Annotated in this window: 14 protein-coding genes; 6 read left to right on the plus strand and 8 right to left on the minus strand. The window is 72.9% G+C overall.

What is annotated here, in order from left to right; genetic code table 11:
* Positions 1-60: 60 nt before the first annotated feature.
* Both F3L20_RS04520 and F3L20_RS04525 read right to left on the minus strand, forming a co-directional pair.
* A complete protein-coding gene (locus tag F3L20_RS04520; RefSeq protein WP_150152414.1) occupies positions 61-1224 on the minus strand; it encodes a translation initiation factor IF-2 N-terminal domain-containing protein in 1164 nt (387 codons plus the stop codon).
* 108 nt (positions 1225-1332) lie between these two features.
* Positions 1333-2451 (minus strand): hypothetical protein, encoded by a 1119-nt coding sequence (locus F3L20_RS04525; protein ID WP_150152417.1) that lies wholly within the window; start codon positions 2449-2451, stop codon positions 1333-1335.
* A gap of 151 nt (positions 2452-2602) precedes the next feature.
* Between F3L20_RS04525 and F3L20_RS04530 the strand changes: the two genes are divergently transcribed.
* Entirely contained in the window at positions 2603-3760 is a 1158-nt protein-coding gene (locus F3L20_RS04530; RefSeq protein ID WP_145827101.1) for a cystathionine gamma-synthase, read from the plus strand.
* 106 nt (positions 3761-3866) lie between these two features.
* On the opposite strand, the gene F3L20_RS04535 is transcribed toward F3L20_RS04530, so the two are convergent.
* The 3 genes from F3L20_RS04535 to F3L20_RS04545 form a co-directional block, all read right to left on the minus strand.
* The gene (locus F3L20_RS04535; RefSeq protein WP_150152420.1) at positions 3867-4115 is read right to left on the minus strand and encodes a hypothetical protein; all 249 of its coding nucleotides are present in this window, start codon (positions 4113-4115) and stop codon (positions 3867-3869) included.
* 13 nt (positions 4116-4128) lie between these two features.
* Positions 4129-4626: a sigma factor-like helix-turn-helix DNA-binding protein gene (locus F3L20_RS04540; RefSeq protein ID WP_150152423.1), complete on the minus strand. Its 498-nt coding sequence runs from the start codon at positions 4624-4626 to the stop codon at positions 4129-4131.
* Positions 4627-4809: 183 nt separating this feature from the next.
* Positions 4810-5298, minus strand: coding sequence for a MarR family winged helix-turn-helix transcriptional regulator (locus F3L20_RS04545; RefSeq protein ID WP_382682863.1), 489 nt, complete (start codon positions 5296-5298; stop codon positions 4810-4812).
* Between the two features lie 175 nt (positions 5299-5473).
* On the opposite strand from F3L20_RS04545, the gene ilvA reads away from it, so the two are divergent.
* From ilvA to F3L20_RS04560, 3 genes are all read left to right on the plus strand, one after another.
* Positions 5474-6703 (plus strand): threonine ammonia-lyase, encoded by a 1230-nt coding sequence (gene ilvA / locus F3L20_RS04550; RefSeq protein WP_150152429.1) that lies wholly within the window; start codon positions 5474-5476, stop codon positions 6701-6703.
* A gap of 185 nt (positions 6704-6888) precedes the next feature.
* A complete protein-coding gene (locus F3L20_RS04555; protein ID WP_150152432.1) occupies positions 6889-7965 on the plus strand; it encodes an ATP-binding cassette domain-containing protein in 1077 nt (358 codons plus the stop codon).
* Positions 7962-8807, plus strand: a complete 846-nt coding sequence (locus F3L20_RS04560; protein WP_145827106.1) for an ABC transporter permease — start codon at positions 7962-7964, stop codon at positions 8805-8807. The genes F3L20_RS04555 and F3L20_RS04560 overlap by 4 nt, the downstream gene beginning before the upstream one ends.
* Before the next feature lie 55 nt (positions 8808-8862).
* Here F3L20_RS04560 and greA read toward each other — a convergent pair whose 3' ends face one another.
* Both greA and F3L20_RS04570 read right to left on the minus strand, forming a co-directional pair.
* A complete protein-coding gene (gene greA, locus F3L20_RS04565) occupies positions 8863-9360 on the minus strand; it encodes a transcription elongation factor GreA (protein ID WP_145827107.1) in 498 nt (165 codons plus the stop codon).
* 168 nt (positions 9361-9528) lie between these two features.
* Entirely contained in the window at positions 9529-9927 is a 399-nt protein-coding gene (locus F3L20_RS04570) for a DUF4307 domain-containing protein (protein ID WP_145827108.1), read from the minus strand.
* Positions 9928-10075: 148 nt separating this feature from the next.
* Here F3L20_RS04570 and mca point away from each other — a divergent pair, with 148 nt between their 5' ends.
* Together mca and F3L20_RS04580 are read left to right on the plus strand one after the other, a co-directional pair.
* Entirely contained in the window at positions 10076-10957 is an 882-nt protein-coding gene (mca, locus tag F3L20_RS04575) for a mycothiol conjugate amidase Mca (protein ID WP_150152435.1), read from the plus strand.
* The gene (locus F3L20_RS04580) at positions 10950-11186 is read left to right on the plus strand and encodes a hypothetical protein (RefSeq protein WP_167534460.1); all 237 of its coding nucleotides are present in this window, start codon (positions 10950-10952) and stop codon (positions 11184-11186) included. The genes mca and F3L20_RS04580 overlap by 8 nt, the downstream gene beginning before the upstream one ends.
* A 209-nt stretch (positions 11187-11395) precedes the next feature.
* Here the strand turns inward: F3L20_RS04580 and F3L20_RS04585 are convergent, their stop codons facing one another.
* The gene (locus tag F3L20_RS04585; RefSeq protein ID WP_150152441.1) at positions 11396-14596 is read right to left on the minus strand and encodes a tetratricopeptide repeat protein; all 3201 of its coding nucleotides are present in this window, start codon (positions 14594-14596) and stop codon (positions 11396-11398) included.
* Positions 14597-14613 lie beyond the last annotated feature (17 nt).

Here is a 14613-nt window from a genome sequence, read left to right on the forward strand (position 1 = left end):
GTGTTACGTCGTGGCGTGGCGGCGGGGACGGCCGCCACGAGGAGGTCACGGCGGGCCGTGTCACACGTCCTGGAGGCCGAGGAACTCGAAGGCCGCCGGCGGCAGCAGCTCCGACGGCCGGTACATCCCGTCCGGGCCCGGTTCCATGTCCCGCGCGAGCCGGTCCAGCAGCTCACCCAGCTCCGGGCGCCCGGCGGGGTCCCGGCGCAGGCACGGCGCGACGACGTCCACGAACGCCTCCGGTACGCCGCTGAGGTCGGGTGCCTCGGTCTGCATGCGGATCATCGTGCGGACGGGGTCGCCGCCCGGATAGGGGCTGTGCCCGGACGCGGCGAAGACCAGCACGGCGCCCAGCGCGTACACGTCGCTGGCGGGCGTCACCTTCCGGGCGTCCAAGGCTTGCTCGGGCGACATGTAGGCGGGGGTGCCGAGGGTGGCGTGGGCGACCGTCAGCTTGCTGGCCGCGGCGGCGGCCGCCAGGGCCAGCCCGAAGTCGATCACGCGCAGGCCGTCGACGCCCACCAGCACGTTGGACGGCTTGAGATCACGGTGCACGATCGCCGCGGCGTGCACCGACCGGAGCGCCTCGACCAATTGGGCGGCCGCCCAGCGCAGCGCCTTCAGGGGCAGCGGCCCGCACGCGTCCACGAGGTCCCTCAGGGAGGGCGCCGAGACGTACGCCGTGGCCAGCCAGGGGATGTCCCCGCCGGTGTCCGCGTCCACGACGGGGGGCGCGTAGAACCCGTTCACGCCCCGCGCCGCGGCGACCTCCCGCTGGAAGCGCCTGCGGAACTCCGGGTCGTCGGCCAGCTCCTCCTTGACTACCTTGACGGCGAGCAGCCGTCCGGCCGGGGACTGGCCGAGGAACACCCTGCCCATCGAGCCGCTGCCGATCCGCCGCAGCACGGTGTACGGCCCGACCCGGCGCGGGTCGAAGGGCTGCAGCGGCTTCCAGCGGGACGTGGGGTCCCACTCGTGGTGCTGCGGGCGCAGCACCGAACCGGCCGGCGGCGGTCCGGGACAGGACCGGGGCTCCGACGCGCGCTGCTCCGGCATGCGCTCCTGCACGGCGCTCAGCGCGTCGATCAACTCCCGCACCACCGGCGCCTCGATCGTGGCCGACGCCGACCGCACGAGGTGGCCCAGTTCGGTCATCTTGTCCAGGACGACCTTGCTGTCGACCCCGACCTTCTTGGCCAGTTCGTAGACCCGTACGTTCGCCACATCCGACTCCTCGACCCGAGGCCGGCGCCGACCTCGCAGGGGTCAAGAATATGGGTGCGGACGGGGCAATATCCGGACAAACGCCGGGGCGTCGCGCGGGTGTTGACGTCAGTGCGGCAGCGTGGCCGGGCTGCCGCCGTTCGCCTCGTAGCCGGCGACGGCCATCGCGCGGTAGACCGCGAACTCGGCCGCCGGGTCGGCGGAGAGGGTCCACGGCAGGGCGCCCACATGGCCGTCGACGTGTATGAGCTGGTTCATCGCCTCGGCCCAGCGCTCGGCGCGGACCAGGAAGAACACCAGCATGTGGCGCACGTGCGCCAGCATCGGGTCGTCGGGACGGGCCGAGTGCACCGCGTGCAGCGCGCCGTGGATCGCCCTGGTGACGACCTCGCTCTGGTAGAAGCCGGAGACCAGATTCACCTCCGGGAGGTGCTCGAACACAGCGAACAGCGGCATGGCGGCCAGCAGGGACCCCTGCGGCGCCCGCGCCGCCGCGGCCTCCGCGAACGCGTACGCCTCGTCCCGCGAGCCGTGCCACTTCTCGCACCAGTAGTGCAGCGCGGCCAGGTGCGCGCCCATGTGCGCCGGGGCGCGGTCCAGGATCTTCAGCCAGACCTGCTCGAACTCCTGCCGGGGATAACCGAGCCCGCGGGCCGCGGACAGCTCCACGATGTACGGCACCGGGTCGCCGGGGGCCAGCAGCGCCGCCTCGCCGCACGCCGCCTTCGCCTCCTCCATGATGATCCGGAACTCGTCCGTGCCGGGCGCCGCCGTGCGCCACGCCTGCTGCACCAGGAACTCGGCGTGCACCGCGGCACCGCCCGCGTCCTTCGGGGCCTCCGTGCGCCACACCCGCAGCCACTGGCCGCCCGGCGCCTCGGAGACACCGCCGGGCCGCTGCGCCAGCTCCAGGGACGCGGCACCCGCGAACGCCTGGATCCGCTGCCAGCGCGTCTCGCCGTCCGCCGCCGTGCCGGCCAGCAACTGCTGCGCCGCGCGGTAGTCCTGGGTGCGCTGCACCACGTCCAGCACGTCCAGCAGGTCCTGGTCGGGTCCGGGCATGCGGACGTCCAGCTCCTCCTGGAGCGCGAAGCCGTAGTTCGCCGGGTCCGCCGCGTCCGGGTGGCCGGGCGGAACCAGGCCCACCGCGCCGCGCCGGCGCCTGAGGAACGGCGTCACCACGACGAACAGCATGACGAGCGCGATCAGCACCCACAGAATCTCCATGCCACAAGCGAACCAGACCACGCCGCCCGATGGCCAACCCGGTGCCCGAACCTGTGGAAAAACCCCCGCATCCGCCCTCCGGCCCGCCCCGCAGCCCCGCCCGGCAGGCCGCGGACGTCATCACCCCGCAGCGCGCACTACCCTCGGGCCCATGAGCGACAGGCACATCAGTCAGCACTTCGAGACGCTCGCGATCCACGCGGGCAACACCGCCGACCCCCTGACGGGCGCGGTCGTCCCGCCGATCTACCAGGTGTCCACCTACAAGCAGGACGGCGTCGGCGGCCTGCGCGGCGGTTACGAGTACAGCCGCAGCGCCAACCCGACCAGGACCGCGCTGGAGGAGAACCTGGCCGCCCTCGAGGGCGGACGCCGCGGGCTCGCGTTCGCGTCCGGGCTGGCGGCCGAGGACTGCCTGCTGCGCACGCTGCTCGCGCCCGGTGACCACGTGGTCATCCCGAACGACGCGTACGGCGGCACGTTCCGCCTGTTCGCCAAGGTCGTCGCCCGCTGGGGCGTGGAGTGGTCGGTCGCCGACACCTCCGACCCGGCCGCCGTGCGGGCCGCGATCACCCCGAAGACCAAGGTCATCTGGGTGGAGACCCCCTCCAACCCGCTGCTCGGCATCACCGACATCGCCGCCGTCGCCCAGGTGGCCCGGGACGCCGGCGTGCGGCTGGTCGTCGACAACACCTTCGCCACGCCGTACCTGCAGCAGCCGCTCGCGCTCGGCGCGGACGTCGTCGTGCACTCCCTGACCAAGTACATGGGCGGCCACTCGGACGTCGTCGGCGGCGCCCTGATCACCGCCGACGCGGAGCTGGGCGAGGAGCTGGCGTTCCATCAGAACGCGATGGGCGCGGTCGCCGGCCCCTTCGACTCGTGGCTGGTGCTGCGCGGCACCAAGACGCTCTCGGTGCGCATGGACCGCCACAGCGAGAACGCCACGCGCGTGGCCGACATGCTCAGCCGTCACGCGCGCGTGACGAGCGTGCTGTACCCGGGTCTGCCCGAGCACCCCGGTCACGAGGTCGCCGCCAAGCAGATGCGTGCCTTCGGCGGCATGATCTCCTTCCGCGTCGAGGGCGGCGAGGAGGCGGCGGTCGAGGTCTGCAACCGCGCCAAGGTCTTCACCCTCGGTGAGTCCCTGGGCGGCGTCGAGTCGCTGATCGAGCACCCCGGGCGGATGACGCACGCGTCCGTCGCCGGTTCGCAGCTCGAGGTGCCGGCCGACCTGGTGCGCCTGTCCGTCGGCATCGAGAACGTCGACGACCTGCTGGAGGACCTCCAGCAGGCGCTCGGCCGCTAGGGGCCTGTCCGGCGGACCATGTCGGAGGTGACCGACGGCGCTTCACGGCCCAGGTGAGACCCCGCGCCTTCGGCATGATCCGCCGGACGGGCCCTGATGGTCGTCCTCACCAGCCGGTCAGAGGTGGAGTCGTCTCGGACGGCGGCTCCACCCACGGCCGGACGGTGAGCGCCCACACCACGAACGCCACCGTCGCCGCGCACAGCAGCAGCCACAGGGCGCGGCGGGCAAGGGCGCGACGCCGCTCCCTGCGGGCCCCGCGCCGCACGGCGTCCAGGACGAGGTCGGGCGGCACGGCCGGTGGCGCCTGCTCCATCAGCCGCCGTACGCGCGCCTCGCGGTCCGCCCGGTTCATCCCGCCTCCCCGGTCATGACGGCACCGTGTCGACGCGTACCGGTGCGGGGGCGGGGCGTGCCGGCGGACGCAGCACGGCCGCCATCGCGCGGTCGTGCGCGGCCCGTACGCGATCGAGGGGCAGCCCCAGCATCGCCGCGGTCTGTTCCTCGGCGATGCCCTCGTGCAGCCGCAGCACCAGGACCAGACGCTCCTGGGGGCTCAGCACGGCCAGCGGGCCGCCGGGGCGGGGCCGGGGACGGAGCGCGCCGTGCCGGTGCCAGGCACTCAGCGCGAACCGCGTCACCAGATACCGGCGGGTGTGGTCGTAGGGGTCCTCGCCGTGCAGCCCGTCCCAGCCGGCGTACGTACGGGCCAGGGCCAGGGTCAGCAGGCGCCGCGCCCGCGGGTTGGCGTCAGGGGGCTCGGCGGTGAGGAGGGTCGCGGTCTGCAGCAGCCGTCCGCCCGCGCCCGCGACGTACGCCCGGAACTCCTGGGCGCGGACGTCGTCGAGCGCATGCCGTGGTCGCACCCACACCTCCCGTAGCCCCGGAGAGAGCCGGTCCCGTACCGCGCCGCGGACACGAACCCCCTCCACATATCAGGCCAGGGAGCGCCTCCCGGTCAAGAGGCGCGCACGGGTGGAGGCGGGCCCTTCGCCACGGCCGGCGCGCTTCCGCGCGGCCGGGGAGGTCCGGTCACGGCTCCCGGTGGATCAGGCGTCGCCCCGGTCCTGGGCGGACATCCGGGAGGACAGCGCGCCGTTGAAACGGGTGAGGAGCGTGCAGAACGCCTCCCGTTCCTCGGGCGCCCAGTCGCTGGTCAGCTCGGCCATCAACTGGCGTCGCGACGCGCGCACTTCCTCCAGACGGGCCTGCCCGCGCGGGGAGAGCTGGAGCACGACCGCGCGCCCGTCCTCGGGGTGCGAGGCGCGCGTGACCAGGCCGGTGTCGACGAGCGGCGCCACCTGCCGGGTGACCGTCGAGGAGTCGATCCCCATGCTGGCCGCGAGCGCCTTGACGCCCATCGGCCCCTCCTTGTCGAGACGGTTGAGCAGCAGGTAGGCGGCGCGGTCCATGGAGTTGCGCACCTGGCCGACCCCACCGAGCCGGGTCTGTTCGGCGCGGCGGGCGAAGAGCGCCACCTCGTGCTGCAGAGTGTCGAGAAGACCGGTGTCACCGACCGCCGTCAGATCGGTCGTCATGTCCATCGACATTTCAGGTGTTGTGGGCATGGCGGGGGGCTCACTTCGTGATGGGCTGCTGATGGGACGACAGGGTACGCGGCCGGGGGGCGGACCGTACCGGGGCTGTGCGAAGCGGTCGTCCGCGGGTTGGTCACACCGGCCGCCGCGCCCGGCGAACTGCGATGCTGGAGGCATGAGCTACAGCACGGCCGACCGGCTGCGCACCGTCACTCTCGACGACGTGCGCGGCGCTCACAAGATGCTCTCCGGCGTGGCCCGCACGACCGCGCTGGAAGGCAGCCGGCACCTCTCCCGGCAGGTGGGCGCGCCGGTGCTGCTGAAGTGCGAGAACCTCCAGCGGACCGGGTCGTTCAAGCTGCGCGGCGCGTACGTGCGGATCGCCGGGCTGCTCCCCGAGGAGCGGGCCGCGGGGGTCGTCGCGGCGAGCGCCGGCAACCACGCGCAGGGCGTGGCCCTGGCGTCGTCGCTGCTCGGGGTGCGCTCGACGGTGTTCATGCCCAAGGGCGCCCCGCTGCCGAAGATCAGCGCGACCCGGGAGTACGGCGCCGAGGTGCGCCTGCACGGTCAGGTGGTCGACGAGTCGCTGGCCGCGGCCCAGGAGTACGCGCGTGAGACGGGTGCGGTGTTCATCCACCCCTTCGACCACCCGGACGTCATCGCGGGCCAGGGCACGGTGGGACTGGAGATCCTGGAGCAGTGCCCCGAGGTGCGCACGATCGTCGTCGGGGTCGGCGGGGGCGGGCTGGCCGCCGGGATCGCGGTCGCGGTGAAGTCGCTGCGGCCCGACGTGCGGATCGTGGGGGTGCAGGCGGAGGGCGCGGCCGCGTATCCGCCCTCGCTGGCCGCCGGGCGCCCGGTGACCCTGGGCCACCCGGTGACGATGGCCGACGGGATCAAGGTGGGGCGGCCGGGCGACGTGCCGTTCGAGCTGGTCGGCGAGCTGGTGGACGAGGTGTGCACGGTCACCGAGGACGAGCTGTCGGCCGCGCTGCTGCTGTGTATGGAGCGGGCCAAGATGATCGTCGAACCGGCCGGGGCGAGCCCGGTCGCGGCGCTGCTGAGCCGCCCGGACGCCTTCGAGGGTCCGGTCGTCGCGGTGCTGTCCGGCGGCAACGTGGACCCGGTGCTGATGGAGCGGGTGCTGCGGCACGGCATGGCGGCGCAGGGCCGCTACCTGGCCGTACGGCTGCGGCTGACCGACCGGCCGGGTGCCCTCGCCTCGCTTCTCGGGGCGTTGTCAGTGGTCGACGCTAACGTCCTCGACGTGAGCCACGTACGGACCGACCCCCGGCTCGGGCTCACGGAGGCGGAGGTCGAGCTGCACCTGGAGACGAAGGGCCCGGCGCACTGCGCCGAGGTCGAGCAGGCCCTGCGCGAGGCGGGTTACACGGTGACGGGCTGACGCCGGAAGCGGCTTCACCCCTTCGGGTAATCCCATTGAGAGACGCGATACATCGCGTTATGGTGTGTCGCATGTCGTGGTCCGGCCGCTGACGCCCCACTGCCGTGCGGGGGCGGAAAATCTCGGCGGACACCGGCGCACCGACCTAGGCTTTTCCGAAGAATCACGATGACGTGGAGATTCATATGCCAGGCGCCATTTATGCCGAAGGTCTGGTCAAGACCTTCGGCGACGTAAGGGCACTGGACGGCGTGGACCTCGAGGTCCCCGAGGGCACCGTCCTGGGGCTGCTCGGGCCGAACGGCGCGGGCAAGACCACCACCGTCCGCTGCCTCACCACCCTCCTGCGGCCCGACAGCGGAAAGGCCGTCGTCGCCGGCCTCGACGTGCTGAAGCAGCCCGACGCCGTACGCCGCTCGATCGGCCTGTCCGGCCAGTTCGCCGCCGTCGACGAGTACCTGACCGGCCGGGAGAACCTCCAGATGGTCGGGCAGCTGTACCAGATGAAGGCGAAGGCGGCCCGGGCCCGCGCGGACGAACTGCTGGAGCAGTTCCACCTCGCGGACGCGGCCGACCGCACCGCGAAGACCTACTCGGGCGGCATGCGCCGCCGCCTCGACCTCGCCGCCGCCCTGGTCGTCTCCCCGCCCGTGATGTTCATGGACGAACCGACGACCGGCCTCGACCCGCGCAACCGCCAGCAGCTGTGGGAGGTGATCAAGCAGCTCGTCTCCGGCGGGACGACCCTGCTGCTCACCACGCAGTACCTGGAGGAGGCCGACCACCTCGCGCACGACATCGCGGTCGTCGACCACGGCCGGGTCATCGCCCAGGGCACCTCCGACCAGCTCAAGGCCCGCACCGGCGGCGAGCGCGTCGAGGTCGTGGTGCACGAGCGCGAGCACATCCGCGCGGCGGCCGCCCTGCTGGACAAGTACAGCCTGCGCGGGCTCGGTCAGGGCGACACCTCCGTCGAGGAGCACATGCGCAAGATCACCACGCCGGTCTCCGGCGGTGCGAAGCTCCTCGCTGAGATCATCCGTGAGCTCGACGCCGAGGGCATCGAGATCGACGACATCGGACTGCGCCGCCCCACCCTCGACGACGTGTTCCTCTCGCTCACCGGTCATGTCGCCGAGAGCGGGGACGGCGAGGGCGACGACGCGCCGCGCACCGGCGCGGGCTCCACCGAGACGGAGGCCAAGGGGGCCAAGGGACGCAAGGGACGCGGACAGCGCCAGAACGAGGAGGCCGCGAAGTGAGTGCCGTCACCGACGCCGTGCGGGTCGCGGCCCCCGGCAACGCCATCGGTCAGTCGATCCGCGACTCGCTGGTCGTCGCCAAGCGCAATCTGATCCGCATGATGCGCATCCCCGAGGTGGTCATCTTCGGGCTGATCCAGCCGATCATGTTCGTGGTGCTCTTCTCGTACGTGTTCGGCGGCTCCATGGACATCGGCGGCAGCACCAGCCCGCAGGTCTACCGCGAGTTCCTGATGGCCGGCATCTTCGCCCAGACCGTCACCTTCGCCACGGCGGGGGCCGGCGCGGGCATCGCCGAGGACATGCACAAGGGGCTCATCGACCGCTTCCGCTCCCTGCCGATGGCGCGCGGCGCGGTGCTGACCGGCCGCACCCTCGCCGACATGGTGCAGACGGCGCTCACCCTGCTCGTGCTCGCCGTCGTCGCCCTGCTGGTCGGGTGGCGCACCCACACCAGCATCGGCGAGGTCATCGGCGCGTTCGGACTGCTGCTCCTCACCGGGTACGCGTTCACGTGGATCGGCGCGGTCATCGGCCTGTCGGTCCGCACCCCCGAGGCGGCCACCTCCGGCGGGCTGGTCTGGCTCTTCCCGGTCACGTTCGTGTCGAACGCGTTCGTGGACTCCAGCAACATGACGCCCTGGCTGCGGCACATCGCGGACTGGAACCCGTTCAGCGCCACCGTCCAGGCCTGCCGCGAGCTGTTCGGCAACCCGGGCGTCTCCACCTCGGACGCCTGGCCCATGCAGCACCCGGTGTGGGCGTCGGTGATCTACTCGATCCTGATCATCGCGGTCTTCCGCACGCTCGCCGTCCGTAAGTACCGCTCGGCCGCCGCATGACGAAACCCCCGGCGCCGGTGGCGCCGGGGGTTCGTGGGGACTCGCGTGAGGCGGGTCAGCCGCTGTAGGGCTCGGCCTTCAGGATCGTCACCGAGGCCTTCTTGCCGTTGGGCAGCTCGTACTCCGCGTCCTCGCCGACCTTGTGGCCCATCACGCCGGAGCCCAGCGGGGACTGCGGCGAGTAGGTCTCGATGTCGGAGCTCGCGTACTCGCGGGAGGCGAGCAGGAAGGTCAGCGTGTCGTCCTCGTCACCGTCGAAGGCGATCGTCACGACCATGCCCGGCGCCACGGCGCCGTCGGCCGCGGGGGCCTCGCCGACCTTGGCGTTCTCGAGGAGCTGGGTGAGCTGGCGCACACGGAGCTCCTGCTTGCCCTGCTCCTCCTTGGCCGCGTGGTACCCGCCGTTCTCACGCAGGTCGCCCTCCTCGCGCGCGGCGGCGATCTTGGCGGCGATCTCCGAGCGCGCGGGACCAGTAAGGTACTCAAGCTCGTCCTTGAGCTTGTTGTACGCCTCCTGGGTCAGCCAGGTGACGTTCTCGCTGGTCTGGGTCACAGGTGCTCCTCGTAGGTACTGGGAATACAAAGCATCGCCCTACCCAGAAGGATGGACCCCCGGGGACGGGCGAAACCACGAGCCTAACAATTCAGTGCCCGCAGGGGGAGGACATAAGCGCACGAATTCCCGTCGGTGCAGGTCAGTGGCGAGGTTTTCCCCGCCACATCACTCGGCGTGACAGCCGACGAGCTCGGCGCTGGTGCCGCGGGAGGTCGTGCGCAGGGTGACGACCTGGTCGACGCGGGTGGTGTCCTTGCCGAAGCGGAAGTCGGCGCGGCCGACCTCGGCGCCGTCCTCGGCCTGGGAGCGCACGGTGCAGTAGCCGACGACACCCGCGTCCTTGTGCACCTCCAGGTGCACCTTCACCGCGTCCTCGCCGACCTCGAAGCCGATCAGCTCGCCGCTGATCTCGTTCTGGGCGACGTAGTGGTAGCCGAACCAGCCGATCAGCGCGACGAAGAGGACGGCGAGCACTCCGCCGACGACCTTGAGGGTGCGGTCGGCACGCTGGTCCGAGGAGCGGCCGTAACGGCCCTCGGGCAGCCGCGTGCTCGACGTACTCATGATCGTCTCCTCGGCAGGAAGAGGCCGGCGTCCCCGGACCGTCCCCGGGAGCGGCGCTCCGGAATTTTTCGCCCCCCGGTTCCGTCACTATAGAAGCCTGCGACTGCGCCGCCGTACCCAGGGCGGCCCACGACTTGAGGATTGAGTCTTGACTGACCAGCTGCGACTGATGGCCGTGCACGCCCACCCCGACGACGAGTCGAGCAAGGGCGCGGCCACCATGGCGAAGTACGTGTCCGAGGGGGTGGACGTGCTGGTCGTGACCTGCACGGGCGGGGAGCGTGGCTCCATCCTCAACCCCAAGCTCCAGGGGGACCCGTACATCGAGGAGCACATCCACGAAGTGCGCAAGAAGGAGATGGACGAGGCCCGGGAGATCCTCGGTGTGAAGCAGGAGTGGCTGGGCTTCGTCGACTCGGGTCTGCCCGAGGGCGACCCGCTGCCGCCGCTGCCGGAGGGCTGCTTCGCCCTCGAGGACGTCGACAAGGCGGCGGGTGAGCTGGTCCGCAAGATCCGCTCCTTCCGGCCGCAGGTGATCACCACCTACGACGAGAACGGCGGCTACCCGCACCCCGACCACATCATGACCCACAAGATCACGATGGTGGCGTTCGAGGGGGCGGCGGACACCGGGAAGTACCCGGAGGACGAGTTCGGCCCGGCCTTCCAGCCGCTGAAGATCTACTACAACCAGGGCTTCAACCGCCCCCGCACCGAGGCGCTGCACCAGGCCATGCTGGAGCGCGGCCTGGAGTCGCCGTACGGGGACTGGCTGAAGCGGTGGGACGAGTTCGAGCGCAAGGAGCGCACGCTCACCACGCACGTGCCGTGCGCCGACTTCTTCGAGATCCGGGACAAGGCGCTGATCGCGCACGCCACGCAGATCGACCCCGACGGGGGCTGGTTCCGGGTGCCGCTGGACCTCCAGAAGGAGGTCTGGCCCACCGAGGAGTACGAGCTCGCGAAGTCGCTCGTGGACACCTCCCTCCCCGAGGACGACCTCTTCGCGGGCATCCGGGACAATGGCTGACATGAGCGCAAGCGCAAGCCTGGCAATGACGCACCTGGTCCCCCTCGCCGCGGAATTCGACGAGGACAAGGTCACCCCCGGTGTCCTCGGCTTCATCGTGTTCGCGGTGATGGCCCTGGCGGTCTGGGGGCTGATGAAGTCGATGAGCCGGCACATGGGCCGGGTCAACTTCGCGGAGCCCGACGACAAGGACGGCGCCGTCTCCGACGGCTCCAAGTCCACGGCCTGAGGCCCCGCACACGCACGGCACCCGGCACCCCGGCCGGGTGCCGCTTCAGGCACGCCTCGCGCCGCTTCCCGGCCGCAGCGGCGCCGACGGGGTGAGGCGCCCCGGCCCGAGCGCCCCGCGGGGGACGCCGGCCCGCGTCAAGGCCGTTGTCGCCGGGGGGCGCGCCCCGCGCGGCGGGGAGTGCCCCGCCGGCCGGCGTCCGACGCGGGTTACGCGTCCACGGGGACCGGGACGCCCATGATCTCGTGCGCTTGACGGGCCGGGACCAGGCCGAGGTTCCAGGCCTGCCAGCCGGCCTCCAGGGTGACGCCCCGCTCCAGCAGGAGCTGGTACGCCTCGACGCAGTCGGTGAGCTTGGGGTCGCGGGCCGGGTGGCCGGCGCGACCCAGCTCCGTGAGTTCCTGCTGGGCCACCGCCGTACCGACCTCCGTGCCGCCCGGCGCCGCGTACGGCAGCAGCGTGCAGCGCAGGAAGCGTGCCCAGTCCTCGCCGCGCCGGTCGCCGTAGGAGGCGAACAGCGTCACCGCCTCGTCGCACAGCGCCAGCGCCTGCGGGGTGCGCGCGTTGCCCGCGTCGACGACCGCCAGCTCCAGGCACGTCCACCCCTCGCCGTGCGCCACCCCGATCCGCTGGAAGTCGGCGCGCGCGTCGACCAGGAGCTGACGGGCGAAGCCCGAGTTACGCAGGCTGCCCGTCTGCGCCGCCCGCTGGTCCCGGGTCACCCGCGCCGAGTGGTGCCGGGCGCAGGCCAGGCCGTAGACGTCCCGCATGCGGGAGAACATCGTGCGGGCGCGTTCCAGCTCGCGCACCGCCCGGTCCAGGTCACCGGTCTCCTCCAGGGCCTGGCCGAGGTAGTACAGCGTCCACGCCTCGCCACGCGCGTCCTCGTTCTCCCGGTGCCGGGCGGCGGCCCGGCGCAGCTCCTCCACCGCGGGACCCGCGTCGCCGTCGACCAGCCGGGCCCGCGCCAGCTCGGTCAGCGCCCACGCCTCGCCACGCTCGTCGCGGGTGCGGCCGTACAGGTCGAGGGCGGTGCGCAGCTCACCCTCCGCGCGCGGCACGTCGCCCCGGCGCAGATGCAGCTGACCCAGCTGGAAGTGCGCCCACGCCTGACCGTGCACGGACTCGCCCGCCCGGTGCAGCACCAGCGACTCCGTGAGCAGTTCGAGCGCCTCGGCCAGCCGGGCCCGGTCGCGCTCCACCGCCGCCAGCGCGTGCATCGTCCAGGCGCGGTCCGTGGCCAGCGCGTCGGACGCCTGCAGTTCCAGCGCCTCCCTCAGCCGCGCCGACGCCTCCGTCAGGTTGCCCTGGTGGTGCAGCGTGATGCCGAGCGAGGTGAGTGCCCGCGCCGCCCCCGCCTCGTGCTGCGCCTCCCGGTACAGGTCCACCACCGACGTGAGGGTGGTCCGCGCCTTGTCCAGTTCGCCCAGCTGACGTGCCGCGATGCCGGTGCGCCACTGCACGGAGCGGACCAGCAGCCCTTCGTCCACGGCCTGCGCCAGCTCGTTGATCTCGCCCAGCCGGTAGAGGTCGCCGCGCAGCAGGCAGTAGTCGCACAGGGCGCCGAGCAGGTTCAGCACCGCGCCCCGGTCCACGCCTTCCGCGTGCCGCAGCGCCGCCGTGATGAAGCTGGACTCGTCGTCCAGCCAGCGCAGCGCCTCGTCCAGCGAGGTGAAACCGTACGAGCCGAACCGGTCGGAGCGGGTCGACATGTTGCCGTCGACCAGCCGCAGCACCGAGTCGGCGAGCTCGGCGTAGTTCACGATCAGCCGCTCCTGCGCGGCCGCGCGCTCGTCCGGGTGCTCCTCGTCCAGCAGCCGGGCCAGTGCGAACGTGCGCACCAGGTCGTGCAGCCGGTAGCGGCTGTGCCGTACGCGGTCGACGAGCCCGGCCCGGTGCAGCGCGGCCAGGTGCCGGGTCGCCTCCGCCTCGTCGGTGGAGAGCAGCGCGGCGGCCGCGGCGGCGCCGAGCGAGGCGCGCCCCGCCAGGGCCAGCCGGCGCAGCAGCCGCCGTACGGTCTCCGGCTGGTCGGTGTAGCGCAGCCACAGGGCGCGCTCGACCGGCTCGACCGGCCCGTAGGCGCCGAGGTCGGTGGCGAGGGCGAGGGGTGAGCGCGGCCCCAGGGCGGCGCCGGCCAGCCGCAGCGCCAGCGGCAGCCCCCCGCACAGCTCCCGCACCCGGTCGGTGGCCTCGGCGTCGTACGGGCCGGCGTCGTCCTGCGCGGCGGCGGCCAGCAGTTCCTCCGCGCCCGGCGCGTCCAGCGGCTCCACCGGCAGCTGGTGCACCGTCGCGGGCAGGTCCTCCGGCAGCCCCAGCGGGGCGCGGGAGGTGACCAGGACCAGGCTGTCGGAACGGTCCGGAATCAGCGTGCGGACCTGCTGCGGGTCGGACGCGTCGTCCAGCACGATGGTGACCGGCGTCCCGGTCAGATGCTGGTGGTACAGCTCGCTCAGTCGTTTGACCTGCTGGTCCGGGGAGGACCGCTCCCGGAACAGCAGCTGCTCACGCGGCGCCCCGAGCCGGTTCAGCAGGTGCAGCAGCGCGTCCCGGGTGGACAGCGGAGGCTCGCCGCCGCTGTCGCCGCGCAGGTCGACGACGCAGGCCCCGCGGAAGTGGTCCCTCAGGTCGTGCGCCGCCCGCACCGCCAGCGTCGTCCGGCCGCTGCCGGACACCCCGTGCAGCACCACCACCGTGGGCCGGGTCCCGGTGCTCGCGCGGGCCGCCTGCACCCACTGCCGGATCCGTGCCATCTCCTGCCGCCGCCCCGCGAACGCCCCGAGCGGCTCCGGCAGCTGCCCGAACGACTGCTCCAGGACGCTGCGCCCCCGGGCCGCCGCGCTCTTGTCGGCGCCACGCAGCCGCGGCCCGTTCTTCTTCGGCGGCGTGGCCGCGGTCAGGACCCGCTGCTGGTCCAGGAACGGGCGGATCCCGCGCACCTCCAGCGCCGTCAGCCACTGCAGGCGCAGCTGGTCGGGCCCGCCCGGCTGGCCGGCCGCACCGGCCCGGTGGTGCGCGGCGGGCACATGCGCACCGGCCACCTTGACCACCGTCGCCGCCGCGCCGGCCACGCCGACGGCCACCCCGGCGCCGAGCGCGGTCCCGGTGCCCGTCCCGAGCGCCATGTCGGCGACCACGGCCGCGAGGCCCGCCACCCCGGCCACCAGCAGCGGCGTCCCGGCGCCCTCGCGGGCGTAGCGCTGCCGGAAGGTGAGCCGGCCGGCCTCCGTCTCGTCCAGGGCGCGGGTGTACGCCTCGTACTCCTCGGCCGCCGTGAGCGCCATCGTGTCCAGCGCCCCGCGCGCCCGTGAGAGCAGCACCTTCCCGTCGGTGCGCCCGCCCGTCCGGCGCACCTCCTCCTCCACGGCCCGTGCCAACAGCCGCTCGGCTTCCGCCCGATGGCCGTCCCGCATGTCACGTCCCCCTCCGA

The organism is Streptomyces tendae (assembly GCF_008632955.1).
GTDB lineage: Bacteria > Actinomycetota > Actinomycetes > Streptomycetales > Streptomycetaceae > Streptomyces.

Bases quoted from the DNA above. Each gene is read 5' to 3' on its own strand.
- F3L20_RS04525 (WP_150152417.1), bottom strand. From the start codon at position 2,451: ATGGAGATTCTGTGGGTGCTGATCGCGCTCGTCATGCTGTTCGTCGTG.
- F3L20_RS04530 (WP_145827101.1), top strand. From the start codon at position 2,603: ATGAGCGACAGGCACATCAGTCAGCACTTCGAGACGCTCGCGATCCAC.
- F3L20_RS04535 (WP_150152420.1), bottom strand. From the start codon at position 4,115: ATGAACCGGGCGGACCGCGAGGCGCGCGTACGGCGGCTGATGGAGCAG.
- F3L20_RS04545 (WP_382682863.1), bottom strand. From the start codon at position 5,298: ATGACGACCGATCTGACGGCGGTCGGTGACACCGGTCTTCTCGACACT.
- ilvA (WP_150152429.1), top strand. From the start codon at position 5,474: ATGAGCTACAGCACGGCCGACCGGCTGCGCACCGTCACTCTCGACGAC.
- F3L20_RS04555 (WP_150152432.1), top strand. From the start codon at position 6,889: ATGCCAGGCGCCATTTATGCCGAAGGTCTGGTCAAGACCTTCGGCGAC.
- F3L20_RS04570 (WP_145827108.1), bottom strand. From the start codon at position 9,927: ATGAGTACGTCGAGCACGCGGCTGCCCGAGGGCCGTTACGGCCGCTCC.
- F3L20_RS04580 (WP_167534460.1), top strand. From the start codon at position 10,950: ATGGCTGACATGAGCGCAAGCGCAAGCCTGGCAATGACGCACCTGGTC.
- F3L20_RS04585 (WP_150152441.1), bottom strand. From the start codon at position 14,596: ATGCGGGACGGCCATCGGGCGGAAGCCGAGCGGCTGTTGGCACGGGCC.